Source organism: uncultured Dialister sp., assembly GCA_900314595.1.
GTDB lineage: Bacteria > Bacillota > Negativicutes > Veillonellales > Dialisteraceae > Dialister.
This window is the reverse complement of record OMVW01000008.1, coordinates 1-17,635: the sequence shown is the minus strand read 5'-3', so window position 1 is coordinate 17,635 and position 17,635 is coordinate 1. Positions and strand designations below refer to the sequence as shown.

Below are 17,635 nucleotides of genomic sequence, written 5' to 3'. Positions count from 1 at the left end.
AGTGGAAGGCGCCGATTTTTTATTTCCAAAGTTCCCTGTGAGATGACTTTTTCAGAAAAGTATCTTTAGAAACGAAAGTTTTTGGTTCGGGATTGTCGGGGATCCCGGGGATATCGGGAGTGTCGGAGTGGTGCGGCGCGTCAGTAGAAGGCGCCGCTTTTTTATTTCCCCAAATTTCCCGGGGAACACAAAGATTCCGATAGCAGTTATCCTTAAGAAAGTTTCCTGTCGAAGGCGTTGTACAGTCCTTCCCATTCCCCGGCCCCCAATCCCTGTCGGGAACAGGGCCTATAGGGGGCCGGCAGAATCTTATTTCAAACAGATTTCAAATTATTCAGCCGGAGCGATGTCCTTGGTTACCCAGTAGTAGTCGCACGGTTTGATATTCGCATTCTTGACCTTCTTGGAGGAGATCATATTGGTCTGCGGATAGCCGAATACGAGGGTAGCTGCGTCATCCTGGATGATCTTCTGCATCTTGATGATGATTTCTCTTCTCTTAGCCGGGTCGAATTCGGATTCGAGCTGGTTGGAGAGAGCATCATATTCAGGATTGCTGTAGCCGGAGCCGTTCTGCGGGTTGCTGCCATTTACATTGGTCTTCCAGTACATGTTGACGAATACTTCCGGATCCCCTGCCTGTTCGGAGAGGACGTTGGAAATGAGGAGGTCGTATTCGCCGCGGGTGCCGATGCCGTCAAGTACGTTGTAGTCTACGTTCTTCAGGTTAACCTTGATGCCTACTTTCTTTGCATCAGACTGGGTAGCTTCGGCAAAGAGCGGGAGTTCTGCACGGCCGGAGTAGAAGATGAAGTCCAGTTCGAGAGGTTTGCCGTCTTTTTCTACAATGCCGTCGCCGTCGGTATCTTTCCAGCCTGCGTCAGCCAGGAGTTTCTTTGCGTTTTCTACATTGTAGTTATCCGGGTATTCTTTCTTCAGCTGATCGAAGCCGAAGTCAATGGACGGCGGAAGAAGCGGGCCGCCAGGGGTGAAGGTATCTTTCAGGAGGACTTTGCAGTAGGTTTCACGGTCCAGGGACTGGAGGAGGGCCTTTCTGACATTCTTGTCAGCGAGAGGTTTGCCTTCTTTTACGCTGAGGCGGGCCAGTACGTCACGGATAGATGCAATCTTGCTGGTGGTGAATTTCTTTTCATCCTGGAACAGCTGCATATCGCCAGGTGCTACATTGACTGCTACGTCGATTTCACCCTTCTGGAGTGCCATTGCACGGGTATTCGGGTCATCGATGGTATTGATGGTGACATGAGCAAATGGAGCTTTGTCATAGAAGTTCGGGTTCTTGTCCAGTTCGGTCTTTGCTTTGGAGAAGGACTTGACAGCATATGGACCGGTGGAAATCGGGCCCTGTTTAGCAAAGTCTCTCGGACCATCTTCGGTCACATCGACGATGATAAAGAGCGGGTCGCCCAGCATGCCCGGGAGGGTTGCTACCGGTTTCTTGGTGTAAATGGTTACGTTCTGTCCATCAGCAGTGATGTGGTCCAGTTCAAACATAGCCTTTGCACGGGCAGCTTTTGCGAAAGTACGTTCAATAGATTTCTTGACTGCTTCGCCGGTGACCGGTTTGCCGTTGGAGAACTTAATGTCCTTAATCTTGAAGGTCCAGGACATCTTGTCATCTGCTACTTTCCAGCTTTCGGCAATCCAGGGTTCTGCATTCATCTTGTCATCGAAGTGAACAAGGCATTCACCTACGCCGTAACGCATAACCTGCCAGCCGAAGTAGTTATCGGTCGGTTCCAGGGAGTCAGCGAAGTTGGTAACGCCAACGACCAGGGTGTCTTTTGCAGTCTTGGAGGAAGATCCACCACCGCCGCCGCATCCTGCGAAGGCAAATGCCATGAGAGCTGCTGCTGCCAGAACCGCACCTTTTTTGTAAATAGATTTCATCTTTTGAACGCTTCCTTTCTTGGAAAAATGTGTGGAAAAATGGAATGGATTTATAAAAAATATAAATGAAGCCGGATGTTGAGGGACATTTGTCCCGACTATAGTCAGAGTCAATCATCCGAATCGTGATTCGTGGGTCGTGATTCGTATTGGTGGGCCGCATCAGTAAATAAGCGGCCATTTTATATGGATAATTCATAAAAATCTGCCAAAGGCCGGCGGCGGAGCCGCCTATAAAAGATTGGTTTCCGCAGGAAACCATATCCGCCCCGCATCCCGCACCCCGCATCCCGATTCAGGATAATGACACAAATCCTTTATGCCGAGGTGGGTCTAATTCCCGAATACCGAAAATGAGCCAGACCACTAAACGGACAGATGACTCCTATAATCAATCCTCATCTCTCGGGTCGAGTACATCTCGGAGGGCATCGCCCCAGAGGTTGAAGACTACGACGGTGAGGAAAATCGCAAGGCCCGGGAAGAACATGAGCCAGGGAGCAGTCTGGAGCTGCTGTCTGCCTTCATTCAGCATAAGGCCCCATTCCGGTGCCGGTGGCTGGGAGCCGAAGCCCAGGAAGGAAAGTCCTGCCAGTTCCATCATCATGGCGCCGATATCGGAAACTGCCGTAACGATGAGGACCGGGATAATATTCGGAAGAATATGGGCGATAAGGATATGGGTGGAAGTGCCGCCGCTTACAATGGCTGCGTCCACGAAATCTCTCTTTTTGATTTTCAATACGACGGACCTGGCGAGTCGTGCATATTTCGTCCAGGTGACCACCGTCAATGCGATCATGGCGTTTACAAGAGAACCGCCCATGACACCGGCAATGGCAATAGCCAGGATAACGCCAGGGAAGGAAATCATCATATCAGCCACACGCATAATGACTGTATCCACCATACCGCCATAATAGCCTGCGAGGACTCCCATGGTCGTTCCTACGCAGAAAATGATAGCTACCAGGGCAAGTACGCTGGTGAGGGAGTAGGTACCGCCATAAAGGATACGGGAAAGGACGTCGCGTCCCAGTTTATCAGTGCCGAAGAGATGAGCTGCCGAAGGAGCCTGGTTGGCATCTTTCATGACGGCTTCCAGAGGATTATATGGCGAAATCACAGGGGCCAGGATGACGATTAGAACAAGCAGACCTACCAGAAGAGTGGTATAACGGAAAGTTGGCTTTTCTTTGAAACCGCGAATAAGGTTTTCCATCGATTAACGGCCTCCTTTCCGAAGTCTCGGGTCAAGATGATGGTAAGACAGATCGACGACCAGGTTGATGACCATGTACATGAGGGCAATCCAGAGAACTACCGCCTGTACGGTCTGGAAGTCACGATAGGTAATGGCCTGGACTACCATGAAGCCCATGCCCGGCCAGGAGAATACGATTTCTACGACTGCCGCGCCGCCCAGGAGGGACCCGAAGGCAAGACCCAGGAGGGTAACCAGCGGGAGCAGTGCATTTGGCAGGACTTCTTTCCAGAGGATATGGGATTCCGAGAACCCTCTGGCTCTCGCGCCCATGACATAGTCCTGATTCAGTTCTTCCAGCACTGTGGCACGGACCTGACGCGTATATTTCGACGTCATGACGATGCCCAGAGTCGTTGCCGGAAGGATCAGGTTTTCAAAGGAAATATCGCCGCCCACGATGGGGAGAAGTCCCAGCTTCAGCGCGAAAATCCAGAGGAGCATGAGGCCCATCCAGAAGTTCGGAACCGATACGCCTACGAAGGAGAATCCGCGGATGAGGTAATCAAACCAGGTATTCTTCTTCACGGCTGTATAAATACCGAGAGGAATCGAGAAGACAAGCATGAAAACCGTAGAAGCCAGAGCCAGAATGACTGTGGCCGGCAGGGATTCCGCAATAGCCTCGATAACCGGTTTTTTCATCATGAAAGAGAAACCGAAATTGCCATGAAGCACACGGCCCAGCCAGTCCAGATACTGGAAAATAAATGGTTTATCCAGACCCAGTTCATGACGCAGCGCATCAATTTCCACCTGGCTGACCACGATATCTTCGTTGCCGGCAATCATCTGGCGGACCGGATCGCCCGGAGCCAGCATGACCAGGCAGAATGTGATGAAGCTGATCCCGATGAGGACCAGCACCATCTGGCCCAGCCGGATAGCCAATTGTTTCTTTCCCAAAATTACCATCTCCCGTTTTCTTAAATAATAAATAACCTATATATACACTATCCCCCCGCAGGGGATAGAAATTTCCCACGAAAAAAGCAAGGCCAGAGGGACCTTGTCGGATAATTCAAATAGCAATATTAAAAATACTCCCCAATACGAAACCGGAAGTTTTTCCCAAAACTCCCTAAACCGGATGAAGATCAGGGACCGCAGTCTTCTGGCGTACTGTCTTGCCCGCAATTTCTATCAGCATTTTTTGAAATTCGTATGTTTTATTTCAGAAATAGTATACCATGTTCATTTAATCTAATCAATCGTAAGTTTAATGTTTTTTTATAATTTGCCAATCTACTATCATGTTTACATTTTGAAAAACTATTTAATTTTAATATCTTCAATTTTATCGCTCATATCAATTGGCTTCCCCACTTTCCCCTGTCGCAAAAAAAGAAATAGTTACAATTCCGTTATAAAGATAAACAGGCCGAATGGATTCCTTTCGTTTCATCCTTCACGGTCCGCCCAGCCATTCCCCTTTTCCTGATTCTTTCATGCACTGCCATGTCTATCCCCGGTAGTTCAGCATGGTTCAATTATTGATTTGTTATACCATTTTGAGTATTATAAGTATGTCAAATCTAAATATTTTATATGCCAAAATATCAAAAAAGCTTAGGACTTGAAAAATTCAATTGCTTTTATTAAAAACATCATATATTATATAGACGCTGAACCAATAGACAATTCTGACAATCTGTTCTGTAAATTATATTTCTGGAAATGTATTTCCCGGAGGAATTTCCATGAATCATTATGACCGGCATTACCTGCGCATCGCGCTCCCTGCAGCACTGGAAGGACTCTTTATGATCCTTCTTTCCTCTACCGACCTCATCCTGGTCTCTGCACTGGGAAGCCTTTCCGTAGCGGCCGTCAGCATCTTCCTCCAGCCCCGTCTGGTGCTCCTCTGCTTTTCCAGGTCCCTGGCCTCTGCGGTCACTCTCGTCACCAGCCGGAGAGCCGGCGCCGGTGAACAGGGAGGCCGCGACGTGCCTCAGCTTCTGAAACAGTCCCTCACCCTCTGTGCTGCTACCCTGGGTGTCCTCCATATCCTTGCCTTTATTTTCATGAAAGAAATATTCCTCCTCATGGGCGCCAAGCCGGACTACCTGGAACTGGCCATGGAATATGGACCTTTCGCACTGCTGGGCGTTTATTTCACCTCCCTCACCCTGATTCTCCAGGCCGTGCAGCTGGGCTATGGAGATACCGCCAAAATCATGAAAGTCAATGTGGGTGGAAATATACTGAATGCCATTTTCAGCTTCCTCCTCATCCGCGGTTTCGGACCTTTCCCGGCCCTGGGAGTCGAAGGCGCAGCCATCGGAACTGCCGTAAGCACCCTCTTCTCCCTCATTCTTGCTTATTGCATGCTTTACAAGGATGGTTTCCTCACCGGAGGCAAATGGATTCCTGACCAGAAATATTTCGATGAAATCGTTCCGATTTTCTCCTCTGTCCTTTCCGAACAGGGCAGCGAGCGAATCGGTATGGTCCTTTTCTCCCGCATGGCAGCCGGCATGGGCACCGTACCCTTTGCGGTTCATTCCATCTGCATGAATATCTGCGATGTATACTGGGATTTCATCATGGGATTCGGCAAAGCCAATATGGTGGAAGCAGGCCAGGCCATGGGAAGCGGAAGCAAAGAAGACTGGCATGCCTACAAGAGAACCGGTTTCAAATGGTCCATGCTTCTCTCCGCGATTTCCTGCGGCGTCACCTGGATCTTCTCAACGGAAATCTTCTCCTTCTATTCCACCGCTCCCGATGCACTTGCCATGAGCGGAATTATCATGCTCTTCGTGGCTATCGTATCCTTCCCCGAATCCATCGCACTCTGGGGCTCCGGAATCCTCCGTGGAAGCGGATACACCGGAACCGTAGCTGCCTACTCTTTCATGTCCGTAGCGGTCATCCGCCCCATTATGACCGCCATTTTCCTCTACGTTTTCGATATGGGAATCGTAGGCACCTGGATCGCCCTCCTCCTGGACCAGTGCATCCGCGCCGCCTGCTCCTCCTACATGGTCTACCTCATTTCTCACGAAAAAACAGTCACCCTCTTTGGGATCACCATGAAACAGCATGTGTGATTTGACTGAGTCAATCGGCAGATACTTTGGTTTGTGTCTCATACGGTTTTCGTGAATCAGCCTCATCACGGCAAGCCCCGGTTGAGAAAACTTCGAGATTTCGTGATTCGTGATTCGTGATTCGTGGTTCGGGAAGGTACACCGCTCATGCGGTGCTTTTTTTTTGGGATTTATCGGAGTCAATTGTCAAATACTACGGTTTGAGTCAGCTGCGATATTCGTGGATTAGCAAACCGCGGCAAGCCCCGGTTGAGAAAACTTCGAGATTTCGTGATTCGTGATTCGTGGTTCGTGATTCGTAGTTCGTGGTTCGGGAAGGTACACCGTTCATGCGGTGCCTTTTTATTGGGATTTATCGGAGTCAATTGTCAAATACTACGGTTTGAGTCAGCTGCGGTATTCGTGAATTAGCAAACCACGGCAAGCCCCGGTTGAGAAAACTTCGAGATTTCGTGATTCGTGATTCGTGGAGGTGCACCGCTTGCGCGGTGCTTTTTTATCGGGATTTGGCACAGGCGGGTGAGGGGGAACTGCGCATTCCGCCAAACCCCATGTAAAAAATCGTTTTCCATCATTCCGTTACGTATGAAATTTCAGGTGTCAATTGTCATTCTTACGATAGACAGCCCCCTTCACCCGTTGGGGGACGCGGAATACGTCTGACGGCTTCGCCGCCGGAAGAGATATCTTTCACTTCATACTCAGGGTACATACGATACCGGATTCCCCATATGGACCCAATGTTTCAATCCCAAAACAAAAGAGCCGGCTGTCCTCACCCGGCTCTTTTTCTTATTTCTAATCACTAACCGCTAACGGCTCCTCATTTTTCTCCCACCCGTTCGCTGAACCATTTATTGGCCAGTTTTTCGTAGGTACCGTCGGTCATGATTTTCTTTAAGGCTTTATTGACATCGCCCTTCATCTTTTCATTGTCTTTGGCCAAAGCGATACCAAAGTTGTTTTCTGTGGGGATGGAGCCTCCCACGGTGAGTTTTTCGCTTCCTCCGTGACGGAGATAGTCCATGGCTGCCTGTTCATTGGCTACAGCAGCTTCTGTCGCGCCAAAGGTCACGGTCTGGAATACGTCTTCATAATGATCCAGGGATACGACGCCTTTGGGTTCCAGGAGCTTCACCCTGGCTTCGGAAGTGGAGCCTTTCTTGGCCGCAACGATTCTGCCCTTGAGGTCATTTTCATTTTTGATGCGACTTCCCTTCGGTACTACAATGAGATAATTGCTCATTTTGTAGTAGGGATCCGAAAAAGCGACCTGCTCTTTTCGTTTGTCCGTAATCGTAATGGCACCGATGGCCATATCCACGTCTTTTTTCGATACGGCGGAAATAAGCTGGTCAAAGTTCATATCCTTCCATTCGACCCTGGCTCCCATTTCCTTTGCCACCGCTTTCATCAGGTCGATTTCAAAACCGATCATCTGGTTTTTGCTGCTTTCATCCCAGTAGCGGAATGGCGGGTAATAAGGTTCCGTAGCTACTTTCAGCACTTTTTCGGAGGCAGCGGATTTGGCGGCTGAAGAAGCAGGAGCGCTCTTTCCCGCGCTTCCGCCGCAGCCTGCTGCCAGGCCCAATGCGCCGGCCAGAGCCAGCAGGAGCAGTCCTTTTTTCACGTGTTTCTTCATAGTTTCCTCCCGGGGGGAACAATCGGATCTATCTGTATATTATCATATTACAAATTTTTCTTTTTTCAACTTTTAATTAAATACTTTCATCAAATCAACTTTTATTTTTATTATAAAATAATTTATTAATTATTTAAAAGAAAACCGATTGCATCATTCCTCCCGATCGCACCTTTATTTCCACCTTCCCGAGAGGAAAGAGGCAGGTTTTCCGCCGGCCTAAATTCAGGAAATAAAAATGTGCGGAAGGATTTCCCTCCGCACATTCTCAAAAATTTTATTTCCTGTCAGCCGCCTTGTAGGAGAACCACTTATTGGCCAGTTCATCATAGGTGCCGCTTTCCATGACTTTTTTCAGGGCCCTGTTTACTTCGTCCTTCAGTTTGCCATTATCTTTGGCAATGGCTATGGCGAAATTGTTGCCTCCCGGAAGAGTACCCACCACGGTCAGCTTCTCGCTGCCTCCATGGGCCAGGTAATAATTGGCCGCCTGTTCGTCCGATATCCCGGCTTCTGCCTTTCCTTCGGCCACGGCCTTGTAGATATCTTCATAATGATCCAGGGGAACCACTTTCCCAAATCCCATTTCCTTCGCCCTGGTTTCAAAGGTAGAGCTCTTCTTGACGGCTACGGTCTTTCCCTTCAGGTCGTTTTCACTGCGGATGGAATTGCCCTTCTTCGGGACCACCACGGTATAAGCGCTTCGCTTGAAATAGACATCCGAGAAATCAACCTTCTGTTTTCTCTTTTCATTGACCGTCAGCGTGCCGATGGCCATATCCACGTCTTTTCTGGAAACGGAATCCAGCAGCTGGGAGAATTTCATATCTTTGAATTCCACAGAGGCTCCCATTTCTTTGGCTACCGCTTTCACCAGATCCATTTCAAAGCCCACGATCTGATTCTTTTCGCTCACATACCGGTAAGGCGGGTCATTGGCTTCCGTAGCCACCTTGAGCACCCGGCCTGCCCCGGAAGAAGCGGCAGAAGCGCTTCCTGCCCCGCTTCCGCCGCAGCCCGCAGACAGAACTACCATACCGGCCAGAGCCAGAATCAGAGAACCTTTCTTCAAAGTATCTTTCATGGTTTCCTCCTGAGGAAATTTATAACATATTGTAATCAGCCTATCTCTTTATAATATATAATATTATATTTATTTTTCAACTTTAAAAATTCAAGTTTTACTCATTTTATAATATAAAGTTTTTATATTAGCTAAAAGGATAATGAAGTTAAGAGCTGCATTGGCGTCAGGCCGGCGATGAGACTTTTCCCTCACCTGCCCCAATCGGAAATGGAATGATGATGGCTAATGGGTAATGGCTATTACCTATCCTCCATTACCACCAAATAAAAATGGCCCGCTTCCATTTTTGCAGGCCCCATTCACTGAAACCATAAATTCATATTTTTACCGGTTTTCTAAATTTCATCCTTGAATTTATCCTAAAATTCACATAGAATATGAAAAAGGAGGTAAAAATTATGATGATCGATACGAACTCTATGGTGCCCATTTCGGCAGCCAACCAGAATTTTTCGAAGGTGGCGAAAATGGCCGATGAACATGGCTCTGTGGTTATTATGAAGAATAATGCGCCCCGCTATGTACTGATTGACTTCAGCCGGCTGGACCACCTGCAGACGGCATCCATGTCCACTCTGGATACTTTGGCGGAAAAGCTCATGGATGAGAATGACGAGACCTTCCGGGAGCTTGCAAAATGATTATCCTTTCTGAAGAGGAAATCATTTTTCTCCATTCCAAGCTGATTCAAAGATATGGAGGCCTTGACGGAATACGTGACCGAGGCGGACTTGATTCCGCTATCAACGCACCATTTCAGACATTTGACGGGCAAGAGCTTTATCCGACAGTGATAGAAAAAACTGTCCGACTGGCTTATGGTCTTATTACCAACCATCCTTTTATCGATGGAAACAAAAGAATTGGAGCCATGGCACTTTTAATTGTCCTGAAGCTCAATCACTACGAATGCACATACAGGCAGGAAGAACTGATTCACATCATTATGTCCGTTGCTTCCGGTTCCAGGGATGAGCAGGACCTTCTCCACTGGGTGACTTCCCATTTAGACAATTAATTACAAACAAAAAGCATCCCGATTTCGAGGATGCTTTTTGTTTTGGTAAATGATTCAGAAAGTCCGCCTTTCATTTCCACTAACGGCTAACGGCTGACTTTTTAAATCTTTTCCGACTTCAAAGTCCCCTCTTCAATGACCAGCTTTCGTTCATGGAACCGATCCAGCGTGGACCGGTGGCCTACGCTGACCACTGTAATTTCCGGCATAGAAATAAGAAGGGAGTAGAGCTTCGTTTCCGTTTCTTCATCCATGGCAGAAGTGGCTTCATCGAGGAAGACCCATTTCGGGCGGTTCAGGAAGATACGGACGAAGGCGAGTTTCTGCTGTTCTCCAAGGGAGAGGATATGACTCCAGTCTCCTTCTTCGTCCAGATGATCCGCCCACTGGGCAAGGCCGCATTCTTTCATGAGGGAGATGACTTCTTCCGTATTTCCTTCATGGCCGGGGTAAAGGGCTGCTTCTTTTAAAGTACCAATCGGCATATAGGGCCGCTGGGGGATGAAGAGGGTATCCTTTCTTTGAGGCAGGTCCAGATGGCCCTTCGCATAAGGCCAGAGACCTGCGAGAACCCGGAGGATGGTCGATTTCCCGGAGCCCGAGGGGCCTTTAAGGATGACTTTTTCTCCGCTTCCGATTTCACAGGAAAGGTCCGGGAGCAGCGTATTTCCTTTCGGAAGGTCCACCTCCACATGGGAGAGAGTCAAAGTATTTCCTTCTTCTTTCCTTGTGAGGAGACCTTTCTGCTTTTCCGTATCTTGAAGGATGCTCTTCATATGGTCGTCAAAAGTCAGGAGTCGTTCTACGCAGGACATCCATTCCGCAAGAGACGAGTACACGTCCACGAAATAGGACATGGATTCCTGCACTTTGCCGAAGCAGTTGGCCACCTGCATGAGTCCGCCCAGGGAAATCGATTTCGAAAGGTAGCGGGGAGCTGCCACCACAAATGGAAATATAATGGCAATCTGGGCATAGGAATTGGTCAGCCAGGAAAGCTGCTTCTGCTTCCTGATGATGTAAACCGTATTCACCACAAGTTTCTGGAAACGGGTGCCCAGGATTTTCTTTTCCTGGGGTGCCCCATTATAGAAGGCTACAGTCTCCGCCGTTTCACGGAGCCGTACCATGGCATAACGGAAATCAGCTTCCATCTTCTGCTGGATGAAATTGAGTCCCACCAGTTTGTGTCCCACCTTATGGGTAATCCAGGTGCCCAGAATGGAATAGGCCAGAGCCGTCCACACAAGGTAGCCGTAAATGTGGTAGGTATTTCCACCGATTTCAAAAGAAAGAGGCTCCGAAAGAGACCAGAGGACGAAGATAAAGCAGAAAATCGTGGTAATCGCCCGAAGCAGCCCGCTCATAAAAGATAGGGTACGGGCCGTGAAAAGATTGATATCCTCGGAAATTCTCTGGTCCGGGTTATCCGAAAGTCCACCGGAAAACATTTCCATCCGGTAAAACATCTGATGAGACGTCCAGCGGGAAAGATACTCCTCCGTCATCCACCGCCGCCAGCGGAGGGCCAGCTTCTGCTGCAGGTAGTACGCATACACCGCAAAAGCGATGTGGGCGAAAGCAAGCCCCGTAAATTTGATCAGTCCGTGGTATACTGCATCAGCATCATAATTCTGGAGAGCCGAATAAAACTCATTAAACCAGTCATTTAAGAGCAATGTCATATAGACCGCCGCAATCGTAAGGACGATGATTCCCAGAAGATACGCCCAGGCCGATTTTTTCTCGCTGCTCTTCCAGTACCTGGCAGTCAGCGAAAAAAGAGCTTTCACCGTCTGCCGGTTCCACTTGCCATAAGTCGTCATATAATTTCTCCTTTGCAGGAAACAGGTATCATTGGAAATATTTTTAATTATACTACGACAGGGAAATTTGGGGAAAATGATATAATGGAAATAGAGGAAATCGTGATTCGTGGTCCGTGAAGATGTGCAGGTGTACCTCAGCCGGCATGAGTATGATGGGGACTCTACCCGAACGAGTGAGGAAGAACCGCAATTTCGACGGTAATCATACAAGTCGAATTGTTCAAGCCCTCCCAAGTCTTGGGAGGGTGGCGCCGAAGGCGACGGGTGGGTTGATCTATCGCTGCATGTCGAAAATGAACCGAATTATTCTTAGCGTTACGTACCATCCATTCCCACGAGGATGTGAATTTTTTAGAATTACCTACCGGAATATAGCAATGACAACCATCCGAAAATCAATCAACCTTAAAAAGTCGTTAACGAAGAATCAGCAGAAAATGATAAGAAAGGCTCAAAACAAGCCCATCATCTATGATTATGACTCCCCAGAACTAGCAGAGGAAGACTTCACCCATTTTAAGCCTGCAAAGCAAAAAGGCAAAACACCCATTAGCTATTAGCTTTAACTGCAGTCGCCTCGTATGAATGAGATTCTGCGAACTGATAACTGCTGACTATTAACATTTATAAACCTTTTCCCCTGAAAGGAGCAAACGTCAATGAAAAAATCATTCAAACCCCAGTCCTGGATTTACCCCCAGCCCTGCGTCGTCATCGGCACTTACGACAAAGAAGGAAACCCGGATGCCATGGTGGCTGCCTGGGCCGGCATTTACGATACGAATAAAATCGGAATCATGCTGGACCATCACCATAAGACCATGGACAATATCAAAGAAACAGGAGCCTTCACCATTTCCATGGCTACCGTAGATACTATGGCCGAATCCGACTACTTCGGCACCGTCAGCGCAAACAAAGTGGAAGGAAAAATCGAAAAAGTCGGCTTCCATACCGTCAAGAGCGAATTCGTCAATGCACCGGTCATCGAAGAATACCCCCTCACCTTCGAATGCAAAGTGGAAAAACTCATCCCCGAAGGCGAAGATTTCCATGTCGTAGGTACCATCGAAAACATCCTGGCCGACGAATCCATCCTCACCAATGGAAAACCGGACCCGAAAAAACTCCGTCCCATCTCCCTCGATGCAGTCAACGGAGACTATCTCGTAGTCGAAGAATCCGTGGGCAAAGCATGGAGAGAAGGAAGAAAGTTTATTAAGAAATAATCCATTTCACGTATTGAGTCATTTGCCTGTATCGTTCTTCGTTATTCGTTGTTCGTGCAGGTGGGTGCCTTGAAATCCCAAAGCAACTTTTCTATAGGGCAAAACAAAAGCAGGGCCTTTGCGGTCCTGCTTTTCATTTTTTGTACTGCTTTCCTTAAGCCCGGCTTTCGTTGATGGGGAGATGATTCTCCTTCGCCAGCCGGCGGATTTCTTCTTCTTTTATATCAAATAAGGATTCCAAAGTGACAAGGGGCAGTTGCTGTCTTATGCCTTTGAGAATCAAATTATTTCTTTCTTCTTTCTGTCCTTCTTTATGAGCCTCACGCCGCTCTTCACGGATTTTCATTTCATAAGTCATATAGCTCACTCCTTCCGTCGGATCTTCTTTTATTTAAAAAGGCATGATACCCAATCTGAACCCAGTATCATGCCTTTGATTTTATTCCAGGGAAGCCCTCAGCAGCTGACTTCAATGTGATTGTCTTTTGCAATAGCTTTTATTTTATCAATAGTGAGGCCGCTTACAGATGCAATGATTGGAATGGAGACTTTATTTCTAAGGAGATTTGTCACCATTTCCAGTTCTTTCCTTCGCTCACCAATTCTTTCAGCTTCCTTCCGCTCTTCTTTGATTTTCATTTCGTAAGTCATATATGTCATCCCCTTTGATTGATCAGCTTTTTCCTTTTTAATGGTCTGGTCGATTTCCTGTACAAATTCATCGTTACTTATAATACCGTTCACATAATCAAGAAATCTCTGCACATCCGGTTCCACATCATTCATGGTGCCTTTTGTGCTTAGAAGTATTTTCACAGCCCCGTCGGGAAGGGCGAGATTTGGTTCCTCATCGCAGCGATTCCGGAATGTATATTTATGGTGTCCGTCCTTTCACCTTTATTGTATAAAAATTTTATATAGATGCAAGCAGAATCGTCCTGCCGGATAGGGGTCCGATGAAATGGAAATATGATTTTCACTGCTTTTCAAGTATAGAGGAAATATAAATCTTCCGGATAGAGCGCTGCGCTTCTCCCCTTCCCGCGCGGGGCCGGGAATACACTGTGCCCCCCGCGCGGAGGTACAGGCTCGCGCAGGGCCGGGAATACAGGTTCGTGTCGAAATTGTAGAGTCACCGCCTGCGTACAATCCCGGACAACACTTATGCAGGCCAACAGCCCGTGCGCGGAGCGCACTATATAAATTGGTTTCCGCAGGAAACCATATCCACCCCGACAGCCCCGATGATTCCCGAGATCCCCGATCATCCCCGAAACAAAAGCTTTCGAAGATTCCGGTTTCCTTCCGAATGAAAAGTTTATCCCCCAAATCCCCATTTAAAAAGAGGCGCCTTCACAATTTCAAGGCGCCCACCTTCCCGACAGCCCCGATGATTCCCGAGATCCCCGATCATCCCCGAAACAAAAGCTTTCAAAGATTCCGGTTTCCTTCCGAACGAAAAGTTTATCCACCAAATCCCCCCTCTCATGCTACAATATAGTAGTAATTATAAATAAAAGGAGGATTTCCCATGCGCATTGTGGTCATTGGTGCCGGAGATACGGGCCGCATGATTTCGGAGCTTTTGTCAAATGAAGGCTATGAAGTCGTAGTGGTGGATACGGACGGAGACAAACTGGATACGATTCGGGATGATATGGATGTACTGACCATCCAGGCAGACGGGACGAGTCCTTCTTTCATGAGAAGTCCCGACGTGGCGGGAGCAGATCTGCTGGTATCGGTAACGGACCTGGATGAGGTGAATATCATCGCCTGCATCCTGGCGAAGAAAAATGGCATCACCCATACTATCGCCCGCATAAGGGACCCGAAGTTCCTGGCGGAACCGGCGGAGTATATCGAAGGAAATTTCAGTATCGATCTCATTCTGAGTCCGGAGCTCATTACGGCTCGTGAAATTTCACGGCTCGTCATGACCCCTTCGGCCCTCAATATCGAAGATTTCGCAGAAGGAAGGGTCCGTCTCGTAGAGGCCAAAGTGGATCCCAAATCCCCTTTCTGCCATAAAATGCTGAAAGATATCAAACTGCCGAGATCCGTCCTCATCGCCCTCATCATGCGGGACCATCATATGATCATCCCTCATGGCACCGATCAGCTGCTGCCGCTCGATAATGTCTATGTCATCGGAAGTCCGGAATCCCTGAAGGAAATGGCTGCCCGTTATCAGGGAAATGCCCAGGAGCAGAGAAAAACGATGCGGGCCCTCATCATCGGGGCAGGCCGCACGGGACAGGCCCTGGCGCCCATGCTGGAAGCCCAGGGGATTTCCGTCAAAGTCATCGATAATAATGAAGACAACTGCAAGGCCATGAGTTTGAAACTGAAAAAAGGCCTCGTCCTTCATGGAGACGGGACGGATATCGATATGCTCACTTCCGAAGGGGTTTCGGAGGCAGATACGGTCATCTGCACCACCCGGGACGAAAAGCAGAATCTCCTCATGGCTCTTGTGGCGAAACATTTAGGCGCGAAACAGACCATTGTCCGCGTGACCCGGACCGAATATATTTCCCTCATGCGCCAGGTAGGCATCGATATCGTCCTTTCCACCCGAATCCTGGCAGCAGCGGAAGTCCTTTCCTTCGTACGGAGCGGGTCCGTCGTTTCCGTTTCCCTCCTGGACGGAGCCAAAGTACAGGCCATGGAAATGATTCTCCCTCCGGGCTCCCCCATCGAGGGCAAACCCCTCATGAAAGCCAATATCCCGAAATCCTGCCTCATCGGCGCATTTGTGCGGAATGGACAGGTCCAGATTCCGGGCGGCCTTTCCGTGCTGCAGGCGGGAGACAATGTAATCCTTATCGTCCAGGCCGACAAAGCCCAGGACGTGATTTCCTATTTCAAAGGGAGCAAATAATATGAACCGGTTCGTCATAGAAGGCATGCTGGCCCGGCTTCTCCTCTATGCGGGCCTCGTGCTTCTCATCCCTCTGGCACTGTCCCTGATTTTTGGCGGGTCCATCATCGCCTTCCTGCTGCCCCTTCTCATTTCCATAGGGCTTTACTATTTCCTGAATAGAAATAAAGCGCCCCTCAATGCAGGCCTTACGCCCCGTGAAAGTACGGCCATCACCGTCCTTTCCTGGCTGGCCGTATCCCTTCTCTATACGCTCCCCTACCTGCTGAGCGGCTATCTGTCCCCTCTGGACAGCCTGGTGGAAAGTATTTCCGGCCTTACCGGCACGGGAGCGACGGTCATCGAGCATCTCGAATACCTGCCCGTTTCCTTCCTCTTCTTCCGTTCCCTCACCGAATGGCTGGGAGGACTGGGCATCATCGTCATTTTCGTCGCCCTTTTCCCCCAGGCGGGGCGAAGCATGACCCGCATGGTGAACCTGGAAAGTACCGGCGTCAGTTCCTCGAAAGCCCTTCCCCGCATCAGAGATACGGCCCGTTCTCTTTTCACCGTCTACCTCTCCCTCACCCTTCTGGCCATCCTCATCCTCTGGATTTGGGGAATGAATACCATGGATTCCATCAACTACGGCATGTCCGCCATCAGCACGGGCGGCTACTCCATCCAGGGAGAAAGCATCGCCTATTTCAAAAGCGGAACACTGGAAATCATCCTCATTTTTTTCATGGTCCTATCGTCCGCCAACTACGGCATTTACGTGGAAGCCTGGAAACGGGGACCGAAAGTCATCTTGAAAGATACGGAATTCAGGGTATACCTGGCCCTCACCGCAGCCGGTGCCCTGCTCATCGCTTTTGCCTGCATTTTCCAGGGACATATGGATATACTGACTTCCATCCGGGAAGCTTTTTTCCATGCTGCTTCGTCCTCCTCCACCACCTGTTTCTTTGCCGCAGACTATGATCAATGGCCGGCGCTGGCGAAATATGTGATTCTTCTCCTCTTCATGGTAGGCGGCTGCGGAGGATCCACAGCGGGAGGACTCAAAGTCATCCGCATCATCCTCCTCTTCAAATGCTTTTCTGCCCTTCTGAAGCTCCATCTCCATCCAAGGGCCGTAGTCCATATGACAGTAAAAAGGGAACAATTTTCTTTAAATACAGTCCTCCAGACTCTGGCCTTCTTCTTCATCTACATGTCCCTCTCCGCCCTCTGGGCCGCCTGCTTCATGATGGATGGCCAGGACTTCATCGATTCCATCGGACTTGCCTTCGCCACCATGAGCAACGCAGGCCCGGCCTTCGGAAACTTCGGACCCACCGCCACCTACACGGCCCTGCCGCCCTTCAGCAAAATCATCGCCTGCCTCTCCATGCTCTTCGGAAGACTGGAATCCATTACACTTCTTGCTGTGTTCATCCCTGGCTTCTGGAGGAGGAGCGGGTGGTGAGCGGCTGAGTCACTCCTGCTATATCTATGCTGAGTCACATAGTGCCTTTCGGATTACGGAAGGCGGATTGCGGGAATGTGGCCGCCGAATTCATAGGGCGGCTTTTTTTTTGGTTGACAACTGATGAAGAAGGCCCGCACTGCACAATCAAGGTACAGATGAGGATAATGGGTAAATTGACAATCGGTCACCACCCTCTCAGGTGTTGAGAGGGTGCCGGAGCGAAGCGAAGGCGGGTGAGTTCATCTATGACAGCCGGCACATGTGA

General features: G+C 48.9%; 14 protein-coding genes. 6 read left to right on the top strand and 8 right to left on the bottom strand.

The features are described from left to right. Nucleotides 1-330: 330 nt before the first annotated feature. From QZN42_RS04300 to nikB, 3 genes are all read right to left on the bottom strand, one after another. Nucleotides 331-1,911, bottom strand: coding sequence for an ABC transporter substrate-binding protein (locus QZN42_RS04300; RefSeq protein ID WP_296954599.1), 1,581 nt, complete (start codon nt 1,909-1,911; stop codon nt 331-333). 391 nt (nt 1,912-2,302) lie between these two features. Further along, the gene (gene nikC, locus QZN42_RS04295; RefSeq protein WP_296954597.1) at nt 2,303-3,133 is read right to left on the bottom strand and encodes a nickel transporter permease; all 831 of its coding nucleotides are present in this window, start codon (nt 3,131-3,133) and stop codon (nt 2,303-2,305) included. 3 nt (nt 3,134-3,136) lie between these two features. Continuing rightward, a complete protein-coding gene (gene nikB / locus QZN42_RS04290) occupies nt 3,137-4,081 on the bottom strand; it encodes a nickel ABC transporter permease (protein ID WP_330224597.1) in 945 nt (314 codons plus the stop codon). A gap of 794 nt (nt 4,082-4,875) precedes the next feature. On the opposite strand from nikB, the gene QZN42_RS04285 reads away from it, so the two are divergent. Continuing rightward, nucleotides 4,876-6,228 carry an MATE family efflux transporter gene (locus tag QZN42_RS04285; RefSeq protein WP_296954594.1) on the top strand — a complete coding sequence of 451 codons (1,353 nt, stop codon included), beginning with the start codon at nt 4,876-4,878 and terminating at the stop codon, nt 6,226-6,228. An 823-nt stretch (nt 6,229-7,051) separates the two neighbouring features. Here QZN42_RS04285 and QZN42_RS04280 read toward each other — a convergent pair. Then, entirely contained in the window at nt 7,052-7,870 is an 819-nt protein-coding gene (locus QZN42_RS04280; protein WP_296954592.1) for an ABC transporter substrate-binding protein, read from the bottom strand. A 277-nt stretch (nt 7,871-8,147) separates the two neighbouring features. Further along, nucleotides 8,148-8,954 (bottom strand): ABC transporter substrate-binding protein, encoded by an 807-nt coding sequence (locus QZN42_RS04275; protein ID WP_296954590.1) that lies wholly within the window; start codon nt 8,952-8,954, stop codon nt 8,148-8,150. A 401-nt stretch (nt 8,955-9,355) separates the two neighbouring features. Between QZN42_RS04275 and QZN42_RS04270 the strand changes: the two genes are divergently transcribed. Together QZN42_RS04270 and QZN42_RS04265 are read left to right on the top strand one after the other, a co-directional pair. Beyond that, nucleotides 9,356-9,598, top strand: coding sequence for a type II toxin-antitoxin system Phd/YefM family antitoxin (locus tag QZN42_RS04270; RefSeq protein ID WP_296954589.1), 243 nt, complete (start codon nt 9,356-9,358; stop codon nt 9,596-9,598). Then, complete coding sequence (locus tag QZN42_RS04265) at nt 9,595-9,975, top strand: type II toxin-antitoxin system death-on-curing family toxin (RefSeq protein ID WP_296954587.1); 381 nt, start codon at nt 9,595-9,597, stop codon at nt 9,973-9,975. Before QZN42_RS04270 ends, QZN42_RS04265 begins: the two co-directional genes overlap by 4 nt. Before the next feature lie 101 nt (nt 9,976-10,076). On the opposite strand, the gene QZN42_RS04260 is transcribed toward QZN42_RS04265, so the two are convergent. Beyond that, nucleotides 10,077-11,801 carry an ABC transporter ATP-binding protein/permease gene (locus QZN42_RS04260; RefSeq protein WP_296954585.1) on the bottom strand — a complete coding sequence of 575 codons (1,725 nt, stop codon included), beginning with the start codon at nt 11,799-11,801 and terminating at the stop codon, nt 10,077-10,079. Nucleotides 11,802-12,463: 662 nt separating this feature from the next. Here QZN42_RS04260 and QZN42_RS04255 point away from each other — a divergent pair. Next, nucleotides 12,464-13,033, top strand: coding sequence for a flavin reductase family protein (locus QZN42_RS04255; RefSeq protein ID WP_296954584.1), 570 nt, complete (start codon nt 12,464-12,466; stop codon nt 13,031-13,033). A 154-nt stretch (nt 13,034-13,187) separates the two neighbouring features. Here QZN42_RS04255 and QZN42_RS04250 read toward each other — a convergent pair whose 3' ends face one another. Both QZN42_RS04250 and QZN42_RS04245 read right to left on the bottom strand, forming a co-directional pair. After that, a complete protein-coding gene (locus QZN42_RS04250; RefSeq protein ID WP_296954582.1) occupies nt 13,188-13,391 on the bottom strand; it encodes a hypothetical protein in 204 nt (67 codons plus the stop codon). 98 nt (nt 13,392-13,489) lie between these two features. Continuing rightward, nucleotides 13,490-13,819 (bottom strand): hypothetical protein, encoded by a 330-nt coding sequence (locus QZN42_RS04245; protein ID WP_296954580.1) that lies wholly within the window; start codon nt 13,817-13,819, stop codon nt 13,490-13,492. 745 nt (nt 13,820-14,564) lie between these two features. Between QZN42_RS04245 and trkA the strand changes: the two genes are divergently transcribed. Continuing rightward, nucleotides 14,565-15,917: a Trk system potassium transporter TrkA gene (gene trkA, locus QZN42_RS04240; RefSeq protein WP_296954578.1), complete on the top strand. Its 1,353-nt coding sequence runs from the start codon at nt 14,565-14,567 to the stop codon at nt 15,915-15,917. 1 nt (nt 15,918) lies between these two features. Further along, nucleotides 15,919-17,367 (top strand): TrkH family potassium uptake protein, encoded by a 1,449-nt coding sequence (locus QZN42_RS04235; protein ID WP_296954576.1) that lies wholly within the window; start codon nt 15,919-15,921, stop codon nt 17,365-17,367. Nucleotides 17,368-17,635: the final 268 nt, after the last annotated feature.